The 19,392-nt window shown below is 40.2% G+C and carries 20 protein-coding genes; 14 read left to right on the plus strand and 6 right to left on the minus strand.

Going from position 1 to position 19,392, the window contains the following annotated elements; genetic code table 11:
* The first annotated feature begins 3 nt into the window (after positions 1 to 3).
* The 9 genes from V6C11_RS11340 to V6C11_RS11380 all read left to right on the plus strand — a co-directional run bounded on the left by V6C11_RS11340 (position 4) and on the right by V6C11_RS11380 (position 9,568).
* The gene (locus V6C11_RS11340; RefSeq protein WP_333531275.1) at positions 4 to 1,113 is read left to right on the plus strand and encodes a hypothetical protein; all 1,110 of its coding nucleotides are present in this window, start codon (positions 4 to 6) and stop codon (positions 1,111 to 1,113) included.
* A gap of 30 nt (positions 1,114 to 1,143) precedes the next feature.
* The gene (locus V6C11_RS11345; RefSeq protein WP_333531276.1) at positions 1,144 to 1,518 is read left to right on the plus strand and encodes a type II secretion system protein; all 375 of its coding nucleotides are present in this window, start codon (positions 1,144 to 1,146) and stop codon (positions 1,516 to 1,518) included.
* A 595-nt stretch (positions 1,519 to 2,113) separates the two neighbouring features.
* Entirely contained in the window at positions 2,114 to 3,616 is a 1,503-nt protein-coding gene (locus V6C11_RS11350; RefSeq protein WP_333531277.1) for a DUF7305 domain-containing protein, read from the plus strand.
* Complete coding sequence (locus V6C11_RS11355) at positions 3,601 to 4,089, plus strand: prepilin-type N-terminal cleavage/methylation domain-containing protein (protein WP_333531278.1); 489 nt, start codon at positions 3,601 to 3,603, stop codon at positions 4,087 to 4,089. Before V6C11_RS11350 ends, V6C11_RS11355 begins: the two co-directional genes overlap by 16 nt.
* A gap of 17 nt (positions 4,090 to 4,106) precedes the next feature.
* On the plus strand, positions 4,107 to 4,613 hold the full coding sequence (locus V6C11_RS11360; RefSeq protein WP_333531279.1) for a PilW family protein: 507 nt from the start codon (positions 4,107 to 4,109) through the stop codon (positions 4,611 to 4,613).
* Between the two features lie 488 nt (positions 4,614 to 5,101).
* Positions 5,102 to 6,187, plus strand: a complete 1,086-nt coding sequence (locus V6C11_RS11365) for a TlpA family protein disulfide reductase (RefSeq protein WP_333531280.1) — start codon at positions 5,102 to 5,104, stop codon at positions 6,185 to 6,187.
* Positions 6,188 to 6,254: 67 nt separating this feature from the next.
* Positions 6,255 to 6,413 (plus strand): CD1871A family CXXC motif-containing protein, encoded by a 159-nt coding sequence (locus tag V6C11_RS11370; RefSeq protein WP_442886066.1) that lies wholly within the window; start codon positions 6,255 to 6,257, stop codon positions 6,411 to 6,413.
* Entirely contained in the window at positions 6,406 to 7,236 is an 831-nt protein-coding gene (locus tag V6C11_RS11375) for a 4Fe-4S binding protein (protein WP_333531281.1), read from the plus strand. The genes V6C11_RS11370 and V6C11_RS11375 overlap by 8 nt, the downstream gene beginning before the upstream one ends.
* A 460-nt stretch (positions 7,237 to 7,696) precedes the next feature.
* A complete protein-coding gene (locus V6C11_RS11380) occupies positions 7,697 to 9,568 on the plus strand; it encodes a methyl-accepting chemotaxis protein (protein WP_333531282.1) in 1,872 nt (623 codons plus the stop codon).
* A gap of 79 nt (positions 9,569 to 9,647) precedes the next feature.
* Here the strand turns inward: V6C11_RS11380 and V6C11_RS11385 are convergent, their stop codons facing one another.
* The 4 genes from V6C11_RS11385 to V6C11_RS11400 all read right to left on the minus strand — a co-directional run bounded on the left by V6C11_RS11385 (position 9,648) and on the right by V6C11_RS11400 (position 13,163).
* Positions 9,648 to 10,481, minus strand: coding sequence for an S-layer homology domain-containing protein (locus V6C11_RS11385; RefSeq protein WP_333531283.1), 834 nt, complete (start codon positions 10,479 to 10,481; stop codon positions 9,648 to 9,650).
* Positions 10,482 to 10,663: 182 nt separating this feature from the next.
* The gene (locus V6C11_RS11390) at positions 10,664 to 11,650 is read right to left on the minus strand and encodes an ABC transporter substrate-binding protein (protein ID WP_333531284.1); all 987 of its coding nucleotides are present in this window, start codon (positions 11,648 to 11,650) and stop codon (positions 10,664 to 10,666) included.
* Between the two features lie 18 nt (positions 11,651 to 11,668).
* Positions 11,669 to 12,412 (minus strand): ABC transporter ATP-binding protein, encoded by a 744-nt coding sequence (locus V6C11_RS11395; RefSeq protein ID WP_333531285.1) that lies wholly within the window; start codon positions 12,410 to 12,412, stop codon positions 11,669 to 11,671.
* A complete protein-coding gene (locus V6C11_RS11400) occupies positions 12,399 to 13,163 on the minus strand; it encodes an ABC transporter permease (protein ID WP_333531286.1) in 765 nt (254 codons plus the stop codon). Before V6C11_RS11400 ends, V6C11_RS11395 begins: the two co-directional genes overlap by 14 nt.
* A 199-nt stretch (positions 13,164 to 13,362) precedes the next feature.
* Here V6C11_RS11400 and V6C11_RS18720 point away from each other — a divergent pair, with 199 nt between their 5' ends.
* Entirely contained in the window at positions 13,363 to 13,647 is a 285-nt protein-coding gene (locus V6C11_RS18720; RefSeq protein ID WP_442886068.1) for a DUF5658 family protein, read from the plus strand.
* 12 nt (positions 13,648 to 13,659) lie between these two features.
* Here the strand turns inward: V6C11_RS18720 and V6C11_RS11405 are convergent, their stop codons facing one another.
* On the minus strand, positions 13,660 to 14,478 hold the full coding sequence (locus tag V6C11_RS11405) for an EFR1 family ferrodoxin (protein ID WP_333531287.1): 819 nt from the start codon (positions 14,476 to 14,478) through the stop codon (positions 13,660 to 13,662).
* A gap of 171 nt (positions 14,479 to 14,649) precedes the next feature.
* Entirely contained in the window at positions 14,650 to 15,861 is a 1,212-nt protein-coding gene (locus V6C11_RS11410) for a hypothetical protein (RefSeq protein WP_333531288.1), read from the minus strand.
* 180 nt (positions 15,862 to 16,041) lie between these two features.
* On the opposite strand from V6C11_RS11410, the gene V6C11_RS11415 reads away from it, so the two are divergent.
* The 4 genes from V6C11_RS11415 to V6C11_RS11430 all read left to right on the plus strand — a co-directional run bounded on the left by V6C11_RS11415 (position 16,042) and on the right by V6C11_RS11430 (position 19,371).
* A complete protein-coding gene (locus V6C11_RS11415; RefSeq protein ID WP_333531289.1) occupies positions 16,042 to 16,791 on the plus strand; it encodes a prepilin peptidase in 750 nt (249 codons plus the stop codon).
* A 126-nt stretch (positions 16,792 to 16,917) separates the two neighbouring features.
* Entirely contained in the window at positions 16,918 to 17,130 is a 213-nt protein-coding gene (locus V6C11_RS11420; protein WP_011877409.1) for a sporulation peptidase YabG, read from the plus strand.
* Between the two features lie 137 nt (positions 17,131 to 17,267).
* Entirely contained in the window at positions 17,268 to 17,651 is a 384-nt protein-coding gene (locus V6C11_RS11425; RefSeq protein ID WP_333531290.1) for a BlaI/MecI/CopY family transcriptional regulator, read from the plus strand.
* Complete coding sequence (locus tag V6C11_RS11430) at positions 17,644 to 19,371, plus strand: M56 family metallopeptidase (RefSeq protein ID WP_333531291.1); 1,728 nt, start codon at positions 17,644 to 17,646, stop codon at positions 19,369 to 19,371. The genes V6C11_RS11425 and V6C11_RS11430 overlap by 8 nt, the downstream gene beginning before the upstream one ends.
* The last annotated feature ends 21 nt before the right edge of the window (positions 19,372 to 19,392 follow it).

A 19,392-nucleotide genomic window follows, 5' to 3' on the forward strand; every position in this document is an offset into this window, starting at 1 on the left:
AGTATGCCCCTAAAACACATCCATGTTATCAAAAAGACATTATTGCTTACTTTTATGTTAACATTTTTCTCTTATACGGCTAATATAAGTGACTCCTTTGCAGACGGAACACCCTTGCCCCAGACAATGGATAACGACCTTCCCACCTTCACGGAGGCAGCCACCGACACTGTCATTCAAGGAGGATTCTCCCTTGATGTCAGAGGAGCAGACCTAAGGGATATCCTTTCTGCCCTGGCCATGAAAATGGGGGTAAATATCATCCTCCTGGGCACCGAACCCACCGCAATCGATTTCCAGGCCCAAAACATCTCCCCCAAGGGAGCCTTTGAGCTGCTTATCCAAGCCCAGGGTCTGGCCTATGTACAGAACGGCAACATTCTCATTGTTGGCACACCGGCAGATCTGGAAAAAGATTTTTATACCCAGATGATCTTAACCAGATTTGATACATATTATATTACCACCGATAAAGTACAACAGATGATCGCTGACCTCGGTGTACAAGGGGTCAAAAGTATTCTCGTAGACACCAACCCTCAAATCATCTGGGTCCAAGGCACAGCCCAGGCCCTGGATAAAATTTACGAACTAATTGCCAATGTAGACGTGGAAGATGTCAAGGAGAAACCTTTGGAGCAGCAGCAGGCTAGGTTTGTTTATACGCTAACTAACGTCGTAGCAGCGGATGCTGCGGCTCGTTTGGGGAAGTTTGGGTTTGAGGATGTTATCACCATTTCCACTGATGGTGATAGATACGGCCATGAATTGATGGTAATCTGCCCGAAAAAAATTGAAATCGAAGTAAAAACCGCTCTTAACAGCATCGACGGTACACGTAAGCGAACCAGGGCACCAATTCTAACAGCCAAAGGGAATTATGCCCACCAGGCCTTGGTTTCAGCCCGGGATGTCCTCAGCGAGATCAGCGGTGTTTCCTCTGGCAGCATGAATATTTCACGTAACCTTGGACCTAGCTCGGAACCAATTCATGTGCTGTGGGTAGAAGAGACGCCGGATAAGATTAGGATGCTGAAGGATTTGGTGACGGAGATGAAGTTGGAAGAGATTACGCAGGGGGATTCGGATAAGAAGGACTCTGATAAGAAATAGGAAATGTTTTGCGAAAGGAGGTGAATTTGGATGATGAAAATTGCGAAGATGTTAAGGAATAGAAAAGGGTTTACCTTGGTGGAATTGATGGTGGTTGTGGTTATTATTGGGATTTTGTCTGCTATCGCAGTACCGATTTATGGTACAGTAACGACAAGAGCTGCTGACGGTGCAGATGAAGCAAACATACGAACTATAAAAGGGGCAGGTATGATGTACGTAACAGAAGCTGGCCCGCCGTCTACTGATTTAACTGTTGTTAGTGAGTTAGATCCTTACCTCGAGGGTGGTCTTAGCGCAATAGTAGTTCCACCTGAATCAACTGCAGGTAAAGATGGGAATAAAACATACTCAGTAACAATAAAAGCAGATACAGGATCAGTTACTGTTTCACATGCTAAGTAATGGGAGATTGGTGCACGTGCTCGTGGGAGGAACCGGAAGCCCTCCAGGACTTCCAATTCCCCCCAGAAGGGGGTCTGTCCCTACTTGCGTTACCAACTTAACGTATTAAAGCGTCTTATATACTCCCCCGTTGGATCAACGAGGGAGTTTCTTGTTTGAAGCGTCAAATTTGCTGAAGCAATTTCCTTTTACTAAATCTGGCAGGAGTTTACTAGGGGCAAGAGCCTTAGTAGAAGCTGAATTATGCTATGGTCATAAAAATATAAAAGTTTATAATTTTCATAGGATATAGTGGTTAAACCTACTTCTATACGATATTATAACAGTAAGTGATATAGTGCTTAAAGAGGAATGATAGACCATCGGTTAGCCCAGGAAAGTTCGTTTTTGACCTTCATTAGAGAATACAAAAGTACAAGTGGTTTATACCGCTTATTGGTGCGAACCAAATAGGGGACTCTCAGAAAAACATAGAAATTAAGGATTGTTCAGATACGGAAATTTTATATGTAACATGTAATAGTGATAATTTAAGAGGCTATAAGAGATCAACGGAGAGTTGAATATACCTAACTAAGGAAAGGAGTGTTGAAGCATGTTAAAAAACGAAAAAGGAATGGCCATGATTTTTGCCTTAGTTGTCGTTCTTGTTGCATCAGTTTCAGGTGCTGCTTTATGGCATTCGAGTACTACCGAAGCATTGCATGTTGAAAGGGACGAAGAAAGTGCCCAAGCATTTTATTACGCAAAATCGGGTATTGAAATGGCCATTGGTCTTATAACGGAACATATAGATGATTCAGATTACTGGACAAAAAAGAAGGAGTTCTATGGAAAACTTGGTGATACGTCCTTTTCGGATACTCCATCCGATGATTATTCCATAAAATTTACTATAGAGTATGAGGGTGAAACTTTTACAATAAATTCAATTGGTATTGTAAGAAAAGGCAATGCAGTGGGTGCCCAGGCAGCATCGAATGAATTAGCTTTTGAAATTACTAAAAGTAATCTTAAAAAGAGTATTGGAATTGAAGACAATAATAACAATGATGGTGGTAACAATGGTCAAATACCAATAAGGTTAGACATGCATTTTGCGCTTAATGGTATAGACTTGTCAGATAAAGATGGAGAAGGTGGTAGTTCAGAAATACATGGAAACGCAGGTACGAATTCAACCTTACCCAAGAGTGTTATATTTGCATATTCCACTTTGTTAAGAGATGGAGACTTATACATTGGCCCAGGTGCAAAATGGAATCAAGATAAGGTAGTTATATTTAATGGTTACAACCGTAGTCCCGTAACAAATATTCCTGAAGGAAATATTGTTAATTTGACCTCTCCCCGTAGTTACCCTTTACCGATTTTCCCCGATCCTCCTCCTGATTTAAGAGAAGAACAAGATATCAATGCAGGCTGGTATCCTATACCTCCTGGGGGCTATAAAATAAGCAGAAGTGGTAAGTACACTAATATTAATGTGGAAAACGAGTTGACCATAGTGGTTGGCAACGAGGACATAATTATAAGAGTTAGAAATTTAACTGTTACTGATAATGGCAAGATTATATTAAAAAGAAATGATAAAAACAGCTCAGGTCGAGTGATACTGTTTGTAGAAGATACTTTTACATTAAGCGGTAGTAGTAAAATAAATCATGACGGTAATTATGATGATGTTTATATGTATTATTTAGGAAAACAAACTTTTGATATTAGTGGTAACACTAAGTATGTTGGTTCTATATATGCATTAAACTCAAATTTTATAATTGGTGGCTCGGGAGGAGTAAAGGGTCATATCATAACTGGAGGAAACTCTGTAAGTGTGACTGGTGATGCAAAAGCAAATGTAAGAGCAGTTTATGCACCAAATGCATTATTAAATGTTACCGGAAGTGGCGCTATAAGTGGTGTAGTAATTTCTAAAAGTATTAAAATGAATGGCAATTCTAGAATTTATTATGATGATTCCTTTAACATAAATTTTTTTAATCAACTACAATGGGATTTAGAGGAAGAACCTAATGAAGATCCTGATGAGCCAACTATTGAAAACTGGCAGGTAAATGGAAAATGGACAAAATTATAAGTTTAATAAAAAAACAAATTTCCAATAAAGGCATGACGTTGGTTGAGGTACTGATTTCCATTACAATTCTATCAATTATTGTTGTTGCTTTTACAAATCTCCTAGGTTGGAGTACTTCAAATATATTTACTATGGGTGTAAAAAGCCAAGCTGTTGCAACTGCAATGGAAATAACGGACAGAATAGGCCATAAGGTGGCTATTACAAAGAAACCCGAACAAGGAATAGCGGCTTTAGAGGGGGACGCTGATTGGGTAGGAAGTGAGGATTTTAACGATTTATATACCGAAGAATCAAAAACTAAAGAGCATGTCTTTTATTATGATGCAAAGTATAAAGAGGTAGAAGATGAAATCGGTAGTGAAATAGAGGGGTATGAGGTTACTGTTGTAGTTTTTTACGAAGAGGCTAAATATCATGTGAAGCTTGAGTCTTTTATATTACAACCTAAATCATCTGAAACTGATGATTAATAAAGGACATGATTATATTGAGGACATTTACTTATGTAGATAATAAAAAGGGAGTTACTATTATCGAGTTAATGATAACATTGGCAATGATTCTAATTGTTATAGGATTAAGTTACTTATTTTACTTCTATGTGGTTCGTTCCTTTGAAATATCATCAACCCAGTCTGCAGTTCAAGAAAATGTTCGTCTCGCAAAAAACTTGATAGATAAAGAAATAAGACGTGCAAGTTACATTAAAATAGAAGAACCACCAGATGATGTTAATAAATACAATCACCATATAATGACTGCTGACGGTAAGATAAAAAAAGATACTAATTATCTGCTTGGAAATCTTTCGGAAGGAGTTGAGATGGGGCTGTTATTTACCAAAACTAGTGATTCATTTATAGAAGTTACTGTTACAGGATCTATTGATGGGGATTACGAATATTCTATAACATCCGAGGTCTTAGCACTAGGTGGAAACATAGATAATAGTATAAATGACTCCGGGGACGAAATATATTTTAAATATGAATAGTCTGCTCGGGGTAAATTCCGGAATGTCTCCCTGGAAATTCCAAAATTTACCGTAAGGGGACAACCCCTGCTTGCGTTACCAATTTAACGGTCTAAAGTGTTTAGATAATACGACTCCTCCGCTGAATATCCGGCAGAGGAGTTTAGTATCGGAATTTGACAATATCAGTTGCCTTAGAACACAAGGGGACGGTTCGAGACCACTGAAAAAGTGCTCCTAAAAATTCACCCTATACAATATGTTGTGATTCAACATGCGTTTTAGTCACAATATATTGAGTGAATTCTTGAAAAATGATACTTTTTCAGTGGTCTCGGACGGTTCTTTTGTGTTATTTCCGGTTTTCCTCAGAAGGGGACTGCCCATCTCCGCGTTACCACTAATAAATAAAGAGTGCATGATCCATCTATCCCGATGGATTGGCATCCGTTGCCTAGCGAGGGAGTTTCTATATGAAAAATAATTAAAGATTTACGGGGGAATTAAGTATGAAAAGAAAAATGTTAACGGTTTTAATATTAGGGGCAATTTTAATATCTTTAGTTGGGTGCAATCAATCTACAGGAGAAAATTCAAAGCAAACTAACAAAACGGATGCTGCAAGGACTGTAGATGTGAAATTTATAGAAAATGGAATTGAATTTAATTTGCCTGATAAATGGAAAGAGAGTCAGGGGAAAAATATAGAAATTTATAGATCTGTGCCAGAAGAAAATATAACAGGACAGATAGACATTCGTTTCATATCGGATGAAACGAATGCTAAAGGAATTAACCTAGATAAGGAACTGAAAAAGCAATTAGAAGCGAAAAATGAACTGGAAATCCAAAAAGCAAAAGATAACCTGATTGATTTATATAGGGAATTTAAAGAAGTATGTACCATCGTAACTCTTGATAAAAGCAGGCCAGAAGGCGAAATTCAAAAAGACCTATTCGCAAAATATGAAAATAAGGATTTACTAGATAAAGAGGGGAATTTTGAATTTTACTTACTATTTAATAATAAGCCAAACACCCGTGGTTTAACAGAAAAATCGAAGCAGGCCTATGAAGAAGTACATGGAGAAATTAAAGCTTTTAAAGGTTTAATTAATACATTTAGACCTGTTTCCAAGGAAGAGGAATTAAGCAAATATAAGAAAGTTGAATTTAGAACTAAAACGCTAGATAACAAAGAAATAAACAGCAGTATTTTTAAGGACAGCAAGCTTACGATGATAAATGTCTGGGCTACCTTTTGCAATCCATGTATAGAGGAACTGCCTGATCTGCAAAGGCTGTATGAGGAAGTTAAGGGCGATAAGATTAATGTGATTGGTATTGTTTCGGATACACCAGACTCAGACAATGAAGAATTAGCCAGAAAAATTCTATCAAAGGCAGGTGTTAAATATACGAATATTATTCCAGATGAACAGATTGTAAATAGCTTATTAAATAATATAGTGGCAGTGCCTACAACACTATTTGTTGATAGTGAAGGAAATATTATTGGAGATTTAGAGATCGGTTCCATGGATAAAGAAGGGTATAAGAAAGAGTTGCAAGAGAGATTAGAAAATATGAAATAGGACAAGTACGTACCTCATCCTGTTTGACAGGTGAGGTATGTTTAATAAAAAGGTAGGATGTGAATGTATGGCTATAATTAAGAATTGTAAAATTGGAGGGGTAATGAAATATGGGATTTTAGGAATAAGCATGATGTTAATATATGCGGGAGTACATAGAAATGAAGTAGGTGTTGTGTTTAAGAAAGCAATAAACATATGTCTAGAGTGTATTGGAATTGGCTAGAAGAACAATAACGCAAGCGATTGCGTCTATAACAGCAAATGCCAATATAGGTGGTTTTTTACAAGGCACCATTTATAAAGGAAATATCAAGAAAATATGTGTTCCTGGCTTAAACTGTTATTCTTGCCCCGGAGCCATTGGCTCTTGCCCGATAGGTTCTCTACAGGCTGTTATTGGAACGATAAAATATAATTTTTCATTATATGTTGTTGGATTAATGTTATTATTTGGAGTAATCTTTGGAAGATTTATATGTGGCTGGTTATGTCCCTTTGGTTTTATTGAAGATTTGTTATATAAAATACCTTTTAGAAAATTTAAAATACCTAACAAAGTGAATGGGCTGCTTAACTACTTAAAATATGTTATTTTAGCTTTATTTGTTATCGTGCTCCCCATGTTTTTAGTGAATGAATTTGGTATAAGTCCTCCATATTTTTGTAAATATATATGTCCAGCGGGAACCCTGGAAGGGGGAATACCATTGGTTTTAATGAACCCCTCCCTAAGGCAGTCCGTAGGTTATTTATTTGCCTGGAAGGTATTCATACTAATTAGTGTGATTATGGCTTCTATATGTATATACAGACCTTTTTGCCGTTATATCTGCCCTTTAGGAGCATTTTACGCATTGTTTAATAAAGTTAGTTTTTATAAATATCAAGTGGATAAAAAAAATTGTATCAGTTGTGGGGCTTGTACTGATAAATGTAAGATGAATATAGAAGTTCAGAAAAATCCTAACAGTCCAGAATGCATTAGATGTGGAGAATGTATCAAGGTTTGTCCCACAAAATCTCTAAAAAGCGGCATTGAATTATAGCATCTTAAAGGGGTATACTCTCTGTGTTAGGCGATGGCTGCAAAGTTGAAGTATATAGAAATTCCTAAGATAACCAGATTGAAGCAGAAACCTAATCCTATCTATAGCAGTTTTTCCAAGCCAACGGTTTTTTAGAGACTGGTTGGCTTTTAAATTTTTAAGAATAAATTAAAAAAAAAGAAATGAAAAAGATTTTATTTTCTGATAAAGTTAGTAAAATACAAATAAATATCATCAAAGGAAAATTGCCATTAAAGGTCTACATAATATAACACAAATCTTAAAAAATCAGAATGAAGCCACTTTTAGGTTTCCCTGATAGGGTGGTGTTTGTTTTTAGGAAGGAGCTGGGTTAATAAAAACGCCAGTTTTGGTAGTTTTTAAAACTGCAAGTTAAAGAAATAACAAAAGGGAGGTGTTGGGTTATGTTTTTGCAGTTTTACATATCCGAAAAACATAAATGAAAAATAGCATCTCAACAAAACTTACTGCCACGATAGCATTATTATTATTTCTTGGTGGGTCATTAATCGGGTATTTTTCCTATCTAAATTCTGAAAAAGCGTTGTTCTCATCCTTTAAGGATCAGGCCTTAACGATTTCCAAAGTACTAATTAATAACGGACACACGGCAAAGGAGGCCGAGCATATTGCGGAAGATATCCTAAATCAGGATATGATGGCCCAAGCCTTTTTAATGGATGAACTATTAAAACAAGGCAAGGTTACCAATGAAAGATTGAAGCAGATTGCTAAGCAAACGGGCATTGGGGAGTTTTGGATTACAGATGCCAAGGGTATTGTAACATTAACGAATGTGGATGCAGGGACGGGCTGGGTATTTCCCACTGATCCCGCTGCTCAGGCCAGTGAATTTCGCAAGTTGATTGGTAAGCCCGGTGAAGTTGTTACCCAACCATCCATGAATCGAGATTTGGACGATAAATATTTTAAATATGTTGGAGTCGGTAGAAGCGACCAACCAGGTATTGTTCAGGTTGGTATGGAAGCAGAAAAGGTTGTCCAACTTAAGGAGAAGCTGGGCATGAAAACCTTTATTGATAACCTGGTTGAAAAGGACATTGTTGATTATGTCATGGTTGTTAATAAGGAAGGTAAGGTTGAACTTGCGTCAGGGATAGAATTGGAAGTTTTCCCAACAGAAAAGCTGAATCAGGAACAGTCTGAGATCATCGAAAAAAACGGCCAAGAATTTGTGCAGGTTGTAGTGCCGGATGAGGCCAATTATTTTATTATCGGGTTAGCAACGAACAGTCTAAAATCTGGAGTTGCTCAGGAAATCGGAAAACAACAGCAAAGAATTATTGCTGTTTGTTTAGGAATAAGCATTATTTTGATTGTCTTGATCTTCCTGTTTTCTAAATCCCTGGCTAAACCACTGGAAGAGTTGGCTCAAATCAGTAATAAAGTTGCCGCTGGGGAACTCTATCATAAAGTAAGTGTTAAGTCACAGGATGAAGTGGGTATCATGGCAGGTGCCTATCAAAAAATGCTGGATCAATTTAGCTCCATCATCAAAGGCATTGGCCAAAATACTCGCCAACTAACCAATATGTCTTCTCAATTTACCTCGGCGGCTAGCCAAGTTGTTACGAATGCCAATGAAACAGCCATCACGATGGGCCAAATATCCAACACAGTCGATACGGTCAGTGTCACGATGCAAAGGGTAGCGGGGGTGTCTAATTCAACAAATAACATCGCTAACGAAGGCAACCAAGGTATTGAACGGGTAATTCAGCAAATGGACACCATCGCCCATACTACCAGAGATGTTTCTCTGGCCGTTGATGGGGTTAGCAAAAAGTCCCAAGAGATCAACCATATCGTGGAGTTGATCACCAAAATCGCAGACCAGACCAATCTGCTTGCCTTGAATGCTGCCATTGAGGCTGCCAGAGCGGGCGAAAACGGCAGAGGCTTTGCCGTTGTATCGGATGAGGTTCGTAAACTGGCAGAACAATCCAGACAGGCAGCGAAGGAGATATCCGGTTTGGTCAGTGCCATTCAGAACGAATCCACGAGGGCAGTAAATACGATGGCAGAAAGTAGAAAGGAAGTTGAGTCGGGTAATGTGGTTGTTCAAGAAGTGGGCTATAAATTTAAGGACATCATTAATGGTGTCCAAGGCCTGACCCTAGAAATTGAAAGCGTTACGTCCCATATTGAGCAAATGGCTTCAGGTATTCAAAACATCGCAGCCTCCACAGAGGAACAAACTGCCTCTATGCAAGAAGTGTCTGCCAATGCAGAATCCCTTGCCGGTATCGCCAGTCAACTTGATACAATGGTACAAAAATTTAAAGTTTAAGGAAATTGGATCGTCGGGGTCAGGTTGTGTTATGGCAAATTGAAACGGCCATAATGCAACCTGACCCCGAGTTTTTGGCTTATTCTATAACCCGAATAACCTTAGCGGTGCCAATGGCGGGGTAGGATTTAGTAACCGGACCAGTAAATTCCACTTCAACGTTTAAATCTGTTTTAAGATCCTGCAGTGAAATTTCAGAGGGCCCTTTCATAAATAGGGTCTCTTCCGTGATCCTCACCCTGGCTTTATCATACAGGGTGTCCTTTTCAATCGGACCTTCAATAAAAAGTTCGGTATTTTCCTCACCAGTAGTAATATCCATTATTTTACCCCGGAGATCTGTTTTTTGCTGAGTGTCCGATTCCTCTTTCAGGGGGAAAGCATATTGTTTGGCATTAAGTGTTCGATTAAGAATAACAGCTAGCTCTGCTCTGGTAACATTGTCATGGGGATGAAAGTTTTGAGTAGTCTTGCCTTTCATGATACCTGTGTTAAAAATAAGGACGATGATATTTTGGTCTTCCTGGGACAGATTTAAGGTATCCTCATAGACGGGCATCATTAGGGTGGTGATAAGTCCTAGGTTTTTGGCTTTAAATGAATCATTGATGGCTTTAGCAATTTCCAATCTGGTCACTGGCTGATTGGGGTTAGCCTGGGTGATAATTTTTAAATCATGGGAATTAAATTCAAAAATCCGATCCAAGGCAGTGGCCAGCTCGGTCCGGCTGACTTGGGTGTTAGGGCTAAATTTATCACTGCTAATGCCCTTTAGATAACCCTTTTGGTAAATGGTTTCAATTTCGCTGGCAGCCCAGTGGCCTGCAACATCTGTAAAATGAGTTTGGCCAAAACCGATGTTAGGAAATAGCATAAGGGCACTTAAAACGAATGGAAATAACTTTTTTTTCAAGTGGATCAACTCCTAGTTGTTGGTTATTTTGTTTCTAATCAATAAGACGTGAAATTATTAGTAAAGTAACAGGAATTTTTTGGGGTCAGGCTTACAGTATGGAAAGCCTGACCCCAAATAGCCAAACTCTTCTATCTTTCTGCGGGATATTTAAGGATAGGGGAGTTTGTTTTTTATTTTAATTAAGGTGTTACAATGAGTTCCTTAATATCGATTTTATTCGTTAACATATCGTTTTGTAGCAGAAATTCCTGGGTTTTCTCAAGGTCTTCGATATCCTTGTCTGTGATGGAGGGGTTAAAATCATACCAGTCGTACATCTGCTTGACGTCTGCCAGGGAGATATTCGTTTCTTCGGCAGCCATGGCATAAACCTCTTCGGGTTTATCTTTCATGTATTGAAGACTTTCTGCATGGACCTTTAAATAGCGCTGCACCAGATCGGGATGATTTTTGTAAAAGTCCCCGGATACAGCTATAACAATGGTGGCATCCAAGAGACCTTCTCCGGTGGTGATAATCCGGGCACCGCTGGCCAGGGCACCTGGTACCGCCGGGCCGGCAATAAGGGCGGCGGCGACATTACCCGATTGCAGGGCAGTTAAGCCGGAAGGTATGGGCATATTAATGTATTCTACGTCTTCGGCTTTTAGGTTATTTTCCTGCAGACTGGCCAAAAGCAGTTGGTGCAGGATGGTACCTTTAGGACCGGCAACTTTTTTACCCTTTAGGTCGGCTACAGATTGAATACTGGGGTCTTTGGCCATGAGGGTAAAGGCCTTGGGTGCTCTGCTGTACATACCAATAATCTTTAGATCAACGCCGTTGGCTGCTGCCAGTATGGCAGAAGTTCCGCCCAGGGCATTGCAAAAATCCAAAGATCCAGAAGCAAGGGCGGCTGTCATTTTTGGACCTTCGGTAATTTCCGGAAAGACAACTTGTATATGATCCCGTTCAAATTCTTTTTCAAATAATCCCATTTTCTTTTCCACAATGGAAGGAACATTAAGTGGTAGTTTCACATAGGAGATTTTAATACTCTCAACCTTTGGTTGGTTTGGCTCATCCTGGGCCGGGGAAGGAGTGGGTTGAGCTTGCTGCCCGCCGCACCCTGTCAGTACCAGTGTTGTCAGTATAAGAATAGCAATCAATTGAGAAATTCTTTTCATAACTTCACCTTATTTCCTTTATTTTCCGGTAATTGTGCGCAAAATCTGTTCTCTAATCTGGAAAAAATCCTTCGCCAGTGGGTCCCGAGGATAGTCCAGTGGCACTGGAACATCCTCCATTATCTTTCCTCCATCAAAAATCACCACCCGTTGGCTAAGAAAGACGGCCTCATCCACATCATGTGTAACAAAAATAATGGTCTTTTTCTGTAATAGAAAAATATCAATCAATTCGGTTTGTAAATTCTTTCTGGTAAAGGCGTCCAGAGCCCCCAGCGGCTCGTCCATCAGAATGACGTCAGGGTCGTAGCAAAGGGTTCTACCCAGAGCAACCCTCTGGGCCATGCCGCCGGAGATCTGTGAGGGATAAGCATCTTTAAACTTTTTCAAACCCAGCAAATCTAAAAAGTGGGCAACCGTTTGGCTTACCTGCTGGCGGTTCTTTTCCTTAATTAAAGGGAGGGCCATATTTTCTTGCACGGTTAACCAGGGCATCAGCCTGGGTTCCTGAAAGACAATACTGATTCTTTCTTTTCCTGTGGCCGTTGGCTTTTCTGGTGAAAGAAATGAAATTCGGCCCTTCGTCATCTGTTCTAAGCCGCAGAGAAGTCTCAGCAAAGTGGTTTTACCAGAACCACTCTTCCCCACCAGTGCGACAAAACTACCGTCCTGGATCGTTAAATTAATAGTTGAGAGGGCCTGTACCTCTTGATCATGAATGAGGTATGTTTTGCTAAGATCTTCGATGTTAACTCCTGCCATATAATTCCCTCTTTCCATTCCAGGGGAGTAGGTAATTCGTTAGTTTAAAGAAACAGAAATCAATCATATAGCCGAACAAGCCGATGGTAAGAATGCCCACAATAATAATATCTGGCCGAGAAAGCTGTTCCGCTTCGATGATCATATAGCCAATGCCTGAGGAGGCTGCAATCAGTTCTGCACCAATCAGTGATCGCCAGCTGTAGCCTAACCCCAGTCGGAATCCCACAATGATGGAGGGGAGGGCTGCAGGCATAATAATGCGTGAAAACTTGTCCCAGGTATTAAAGCCAAACACATCGCCTACCTCCAGCAGTTGCTTGCTGCAGCCTAAGATACCATTGGCGGTGTTTAGAAAGACTGGGAAAAAGGTAGCCAAGATAATAACTGCCAGCTTGGAAGCTTCATCAATGCCAAACCAGAGAATGAGAATCGGGATGCAGGAAATGGGCGGAATATGCCCCAGAAAATCCAGCACAGGATCGATAAAAGGTGCCAATCTTTGGTTCATCCCAACTAAAACAGCCAATGGGAAGGCAAACATGACAGTTAAAAGAAAACCTGCAAAGACCCTGTACAGGCTAATGGCGATATGATCAAGCAATACGCCGCTGGCGGAAAGGTAAAGGAAGGTTTGCCAGATTCTAGAGGGAGGAGGAATAATATATTGGTTGATCGATTCTGTGGCTGAACCAATAAGCCATAGCAAAAGAATCATGAGTGGAATAACAATACCCTTTAGCCGCTGCATAAAAACCTCCCTAGAAAGAAAATCTGTTAGGTTAAACGGAAGAAAATATTTTTTAATTTAATTGTAACACAGATTTAATTTCTAAGATGCAGTACTTTGTTTCGTATAACCAATCTTAGGGGTCAGACTATGTAAGCCTGACCCCTAAGATTGGTTATACTACCCTATAAAAATACGGGGTAGTGCATTGAAAATGTTAATGTTTATATGCTTGCTGACATTGCTGGATCTATTATTAACCCACTATGGCATAAGTCTGGGTGTTATTAAGGAAGGGAACCCATTATTGTCCTGGTTGTTTTCAAACGAACCGGTATTTACCATGGTAGGTGCATTTTGCTTCGTCAGTTCCGCTTGCCTTTTTCTTTACAGAGTATACCATCGAATTTCCTGGCTCCCGTCAGCACTAAAGCTTATTATGGTCACAAAGCTGGGTGTTATGATTTTACATTGCAGATGGTTATTAAAGGTTGCCTTATTCTAGGTTAAGCTGTTTTTATAAAAAGAATTCTGGCTCTCTTCTGCTGGCAAAGTCAACTTCTAATTCATATTTGTGTCTTAAATAATCGGGGTCATCATAAAACTTCGCTTCTGTTGGGCAATTTTTAATACAGGCACCACATTTAATACAAATGCCATTTAATTTTGAGACATCTTCATCATCAATCGATCCCATGGGACAGACCTCGACGCAAAGCTTGCAATCGATGCAATCGCTATTGGTTTTTGGTGTGACTTTCCGAATGTCCACAGGGATATCTTCTTTGTTTTTAGGCTTATAATAGGCTCTATAAGGTTTATTTCCTTTTACAACTACCGTTTGCCAAGTATCTTGAGTCGTTAATTTATTAAATATTTGATCAGCAAAATCACTTACGATGGCCATATCTTTGTCATCCGGTCTGTTCTGGGCAAGGGTTTTAGAGAATGAGTGTTCCCCTATAAATGCTCCCCCCGCAAAAACTTTAAAACCGCATGACTCAAGAATATCCCTTAGCTCGATTAAGGCATCGTCATAATTTCTGTTTCCATAGACAACGACTGCAATGGCTAACGCACCATTGCCTTGAAGGGTATTTAAAAAATTTAGCAAGACATTGGGCACCCTTCCGGCATAGACCGGTACTCCCATAATGACAACATCCTCTTGTGAAAAAGAGAATTGTTCTTTTCTTACTCCCGGCAATGTAAAATTGATACGATTAAGGACAGTTGTCCCCGGCATATTCTCTGAAAGCTTCTTTGCTAGGCCAGAAACCACTTTACTGGTTGTACCAGTGGGACTAAAATACATGGCATGAATTTTTTTATTCACCGTAACCCTCCTCAATAATATTTTTTGTCTGTTCTTTTCCGGAAAATGACTTTCCGGACTTGTTTTTTGTCATTTTATATTTAATTTGTTCAATATTATATATCAAAAAACGGGGTCCGGCTGGCATTTTGCAAAATTAAACTGCCCTAATGCAAGCCGGATGCGATTACCTTATTCGAGATTAAGCTTCATAAAATAAATCTGCACATCGTTATTGTGGTTTTTAGTCCACTTAAGTTTTTCGGTGAACCAGCCGGTGATTAAAATGCTGTTGTTGTTCTGTTGGATAGAGAAACTCTGGTCAAATTTACTTCCGGCCAGGGTTTTGTCCCATAATTTATTGCCGGTTTGGTCGGTTTTAACCAGGTAAAGATCAAAACCTTTTCCATCCTTGGCGGTGGTCCAGCCAGCTAGCAGGAAGGAGCCCTCCTGGTCTTGCTGCACGGATTTAGCCACTGCCCAGCCGTTACCGGGGAAGGTTTTTTCCCACTGAAGATTGCCTAGCTGATCGGTCTTTAGCAGATAAGCATCCGAACCAGTGGTGTTAAAGCTAGATGTTTCCCCGGCCAGGATGTAGCCGCCATCGGATGTCTGCTGCAAATAATTTACACTGTCTAAGCCGCTGCCACCAAGGGTTTTGTCCCACTGTTTTTTTCCTTTGGGATCAACCTTAGCCAAGTAGATGTCAAAATCACCTGTTTTTGTGGAATTGGTCTGGCCAGCCAGGATGTAGCCGCCATCCTTGGTTTCGAATACCTGGACCCCGGATTCATATTTTTTACCACCAAGGGTTTGCTCCCATTGCAGTTTACCCTGGTCATTGGTTTTAATGAGGTAAATATCTTTGTCCCCGGCACCGGAAGAGTTTGTTTCCCCCACAACGATAAAACCGCCATCGGAGGTTTCCTCTGCCCACCTGCCGCTGTCATCACCTTTGCCCCCATAGATTTTGTACCATTTTTGCTGGCCCAAGTTATCGGTTTTTACGAGGTAAAGGTTTTTGTCCAAATCCCAGGTAAAGGATTGGCTAACGCCGGTCATGATAAATCCACCGTCTTTGGTTTGTTTTACGGAGAAGACCCGGTCGTCGTCGCCCCCACCGTAGGTTTTCTGCCATTTAACCAGGCCTTTGTCATCAAATTTAATTAGTAAGGCGTCGTTTTTGCCATGCCCCTGCAGATAGGACGACATGGTCTCGGCCAACACAAGATAACCGCCGTCCGCAGTGTGGATGGCTCTGATGCCTCGGTCAACCTCTTTACCGCCTTGCTCCTTTTCAAATTCAATTGTTAGACCTGCCCCCCAGGCTTGAACGGAAGGAAAGGCGATTAATAATAAGGAAGTTAACAGCACGAGAAACCCGCTCATGGTTTTTCTAAACATTATTTTCTATTCCTCCTTGACGCAAAGGTACAGGTAATTAACAGTATTTCATATATTATACAAAAAAACGGTTCCATTCAGATAGAAGTCTACAGGGTTTTTATAAACCCAAGAAGAAATAAATACCGAATGGACCCCCATGTCTTTAATTGCAGGGTAGTCTTTGATGGAGGAAACAAAGTGATTGTATTTTACAGTGTTATTTTTATTACTGGGTTGGTGGTGGGCAGCTTTTTAAATGTTTGCATTTACCGGATTCCCTTGGGGGAAACGGTGGTTACCACGCCCTCCCACTGTTTTGCCTGCGGCAATCGCCTAAGGCCGAGGGATTTAGTCCCTGTGCTTAGCTATGTTCTTTTAAGGGGTAAATGTCGTTACTGTGGTGTGCAAGTATCCTGGCAGTATCCGTTCGTTGAGTTGGCCACTGGTTTACTCTTTTTGGCCACGGTGTTTACCTGGGGTATATCCTGGGAGGCCCTGGCTATGCTTACGTTTTTTTCTATGTTGGTGGTCACCACGGTTATTGATTTATACCACCAAATTATCCCGGATGGTGTTTTGTTGGTTGGGGGATTGCTGGGAGTACCCATGGTTTTCTTGCAATCAATGGATCAATTAAAATGGGGTGCGATTGGGTTCCTTGCTGCTGGTCTCGTATTACTTTTGATTGCCATTGCTTCCAAGGGTGGTATGGGTGGCGGTGATATTAAGTTGGCAGCTGTGATGGGGCTTTATCTGGGGTTAAAGTACGTGGCCCTGGCCCTGTTTCTTTCCTTTTTATTAGGTGGTTTGCTGGGTATTTTATTATTGGCTACTGGTATCAAAGGGCGCAAGGATGCGGTTCCCTTTGGGCCCTTTTTGGCCCTTGGGGCAATTATAGCAGCCTTTTGGGGGGAGAAAATTTTTGCCTGGTACCTAGGCTTTTTTTAAATATAATCGAATGTCAGCCAAAAGTGAAAAAAGTGTCCAGACACACCTTCCTACCCGAAGTCATATGTTAATGTAAGAATAATGGCAGGTATTTTATTGACCTTTTCTATAGCTAGGGGGTAGTGGGTGGTGAAAATTGGTGACATTGTAACAAGAAAGATTTACGGCGAGGATATGCAATTTTGTGTTTTAGGCTTTTATACCAATCAGAGGACAGGTGAAAAGGTAGCCATTCTGGCCCTGTTGGACCCCAATCTGATTGTAGAGGCTTCCGTACAGGAACTTAATCCGGTCTCGGCTAGAAAACTCTTTGCCTTGACCCAGAATTTTGTGCACTAGAAATGCCGCCCAATGGGGCGGTTTCGTTTTTTATCGGAGTATTTGGACGAACGAAAAGGTTGTAAACGATTGACAATAACTGGTGACGGGTGTAACATACTATTATTGGTGACGATTGTAACGCGGGGAGGTTTCTTATGAATAAAACGCATAAAATTTCAGAAGCAGAGCTTGAGGTGATGAAAATATTATGGGGCGCAGATAAGCCCTTATCTACTAATTATATCTATCAGCAGCTCAAGGATCGGATGGGATGGGACCGTTCAACTGTTCGGACTCTTATTAAAAGGCTCTATGAAAAAAACGCAGTTATACAAGAAAAGTTGGATGTATACTGCTATTTGCCAGCCATATCCGAAGTAGAATATTTAGATAGGCAGACCAAAAACTTTATTAAGAACTTGTATGGAGGCAGCGTAAAAAATCTGGTGACTTCTCTGGTTCAAAATTACGATCTTACCCAGGAAGATATTGAGGAACTTAAGGCATTTATAAAATCGGAAGGTGAGCGACATGAATGATTTTTTCAAGCTGGTTTTGTCGCTTTCCTTATCCGGTTCAGTTATAGCTTTTATTCTTTTTGCCATGAGACCGTTGACAAAGAAATATTTATCTAAAACCTGGCAGTATTATATTTGGCTGATCGTTATTCTGCGAATGCTCATTCCTTTTTCCCCGGATATCAGTATGGTGGGAAACCTGTTTGATAAGATTGAGTCGGTTAACCGGGATAAAATTGCCTTAACTGAGCAACGGCAGGATGCGGCATCTGTTATGCATGCTACAGAAATAAAACCATACCCAAAAGACCAACGAAAGGTTCATAACCAACCGGAAGCACCGATCGCTCATCAAACCAAAGAAAGTTTTTATGATTACCTAGGAAATATATGGATTTTATGGGCCGTTGGCGCACTTTTCCTTTTTAGTCTCAGGGTCTTTCAATACAAACGTTTTATGGATCACGTACAAGCAGGCTCAACGACTACAATCGACAAAAATTTATTCGATTTGTTCAATAAGGTGAAAAATGAACTTGGCATAAAAAGAAAAATTCCCCTTTACCAAAACAGGATATTAAAAACTCCTATGCTCATTGGATTATTTAAACCGGTAGTTATTATACCGGAAAATCAGTTGACATTTGATGAACTAAATTATGTTTTTAGGCATGAGCTGATCCACCTCAAACGTCTTGACATCTGGTACAAATGGATTTTACAACTTACGGTATGCATCCACTGGTTCAATCCCCTAATGTATCGGATGAATCGACAGATAAATAGATTGTGTGAGTTGTCCTGTGACGAAGCAGTGTCTCGGGGATTCGATATTTCAAAAAGAGCGGCATACTGCAATACCATTCTTAGTGTCGTATCCTTAGATACTGCATACAAAGGGAATGTTTTCTCCATGACGCTAAATGAGGGGAAAAAGGATTTAAAAGAAAGGTTGGGTAATATCATGTCAGATCGAGTAAAATCCAAAAGAACCATCGTTTTATCCACTGTAATAATCGTTTTACTAGGCTCCCTGGCAATAGCACTGGGGGCGTACTCAAATTCAAAGGATGAAAATGGATTAACGATTGGAAAGCAAAATGTTACAGTCCCGAATGGGGCGGTTGAACAGAAGCTGGCGCAAGAGCAAGCACATAAACTGATTCCTATTGAAGGAAAAACCGTTCTAATTGATCCCGGTCATGGAGGGGAAGACAGGGGGGCTGTCTATAACGAAGATAAAACCAGTATGAACGAGAAAGATTTGAATCTTGCAATCGCACTTCTGTTACGGGACATGCTTAAAGAATCCGGGGTAAAAGCAGAATTAACCCGCCAAGGAGATCAAATGACTAAATTGGAAAGCAGGATGGCATTAGCGGATGATTTAAATGCCTCTTTATTTGTAAGTATACATTTTAACAATAGTCCTGATCGGGCAGATAAAGGTACCTTGACATTTTATAATACTTCGGGGGATGAAGACGGTACGCTCAATGGACAAAAGGCAGCATTGTTGATTCAGGAGGCAGTTCTTAATGGACTTAAGACACAGGATGCAGGCGTTAGAGCTATGCCTGAAAGCATAAAATACAGCAATCTGAAAATACCGGCTTTAATTGTAAACGTGGCTTATATGACCAATGCGTCAGACAGGGAGATGCTCATGGATAAAGATTTTAATCAGCAGACGGCTAAAGCCTTGCATGACGGTATTCTTACTGTCATTAATGATAGATAAGGAATCTAAAACAATGATAAA

Origin of the sequence: Desulfotomaculum sp. 1211_IL3151, from assembly GCF_036763075.1 — a bacterium.
Taxonomy (GTDB): domain Bacteria; phylum Bacillota; class Desulfotomaculia; order Desulfotomaculales; family Desulfotomaculaceae; genus Desulfotomaculum.

Coding starts and splice junctions, on each gene's coding strand:
- V6C11_RS11340 (WP_333531275.1), top strand. CDS start 4: ATGCCCCTAAAACACATCCATGTTATCAAAAAGACATTATTGCTTACT.
- V6C11_RS11365 (WP_333531280.1), top strand. CDS start 5,102: ATGAAAAGAAAAATGTTAACGGTTTTAATATTAGGGGCAATTTTAATA.
- V6C11_RS11410 (WP_333531288.1), bottom strand. CDS start 15,861: ATGTTTAGAAAAACCATGAGCGGGTTTCTCGTGCTGTTAACTTCCTTA.
- V6C11_RS11425 (WP_333531290.1), top strand. CDS start 17,268: ATGAATAAAACGCATAAAATTTCAGAAGCAGAGCTTGAGGTGATGAAA.
- V6C11_RS11380 (WP_333531282.1), top strand. CDS start 7,697: ATGAAAAATAGCATCTCAACAAAACTTACTGCCACGATAGCATTATTA.
- V6C11_RS11430 (WP_333531291.1), top strand. CDS start 17,644: ATGAATGATTTTTTCAAGCTGGTTTTGTCGCTTTCCTTATCCGGTTCA.
- V6C11_RS11390 (WP_333531284.1), bottom strand. CDS start 11,650: ATGAAAAGAATTTCTCAATTGATTGCTATTCTTATACTGACAACACTG.
- V6C11_RS18720 (WP_442886068.1), top strand. CDS start 13,363: ATGTTTATATGCTTGCTGACATTGCTGGATCTATTATTAACCCACTAT.
- V6C11_RS11400 (WP_333531286.1), bottom strand. CDS start 13,163: ATGCAGCGGCTAAAGGGTATTGTTATTCCACTCATGATTCTTTTGCTA.
- V6C11_RS11395 (WP_333531285.1), bottom strand. CDS start 12,412: ATGGCAGGAGTTAACATCGAAGATCTTAGCAAAACATACCTCATTCAT.
- V6C11_RS11355 (WP_333531278.1), top strand. CDS start 3,601: ATGGACAAAATTATAAGTTTAATAAAAAAACAAATTTCCAATAAAGGC.
- V6C11_RS11345 (WP_333531276.1), top strand. CDS start 1,144: ATGATGAAAATTGCGAAGATGTTAAGGAATAGAAAAGGGTTTACCTTG.
- V6C11_RS11350 (WP_333531277.1), top strand. CDS start 2,114: ATGTTAAAAAACGAAAAAGGAATGGCCATGATTTTTGCCTTAGTTGTC.
- V6C11_RS11370 (WP_442886066.1), top strand. CDS start 6,255: ATGGCTATAATTAAGAATTGTAAAATTGGAGGGGTAATGAAATATGGG.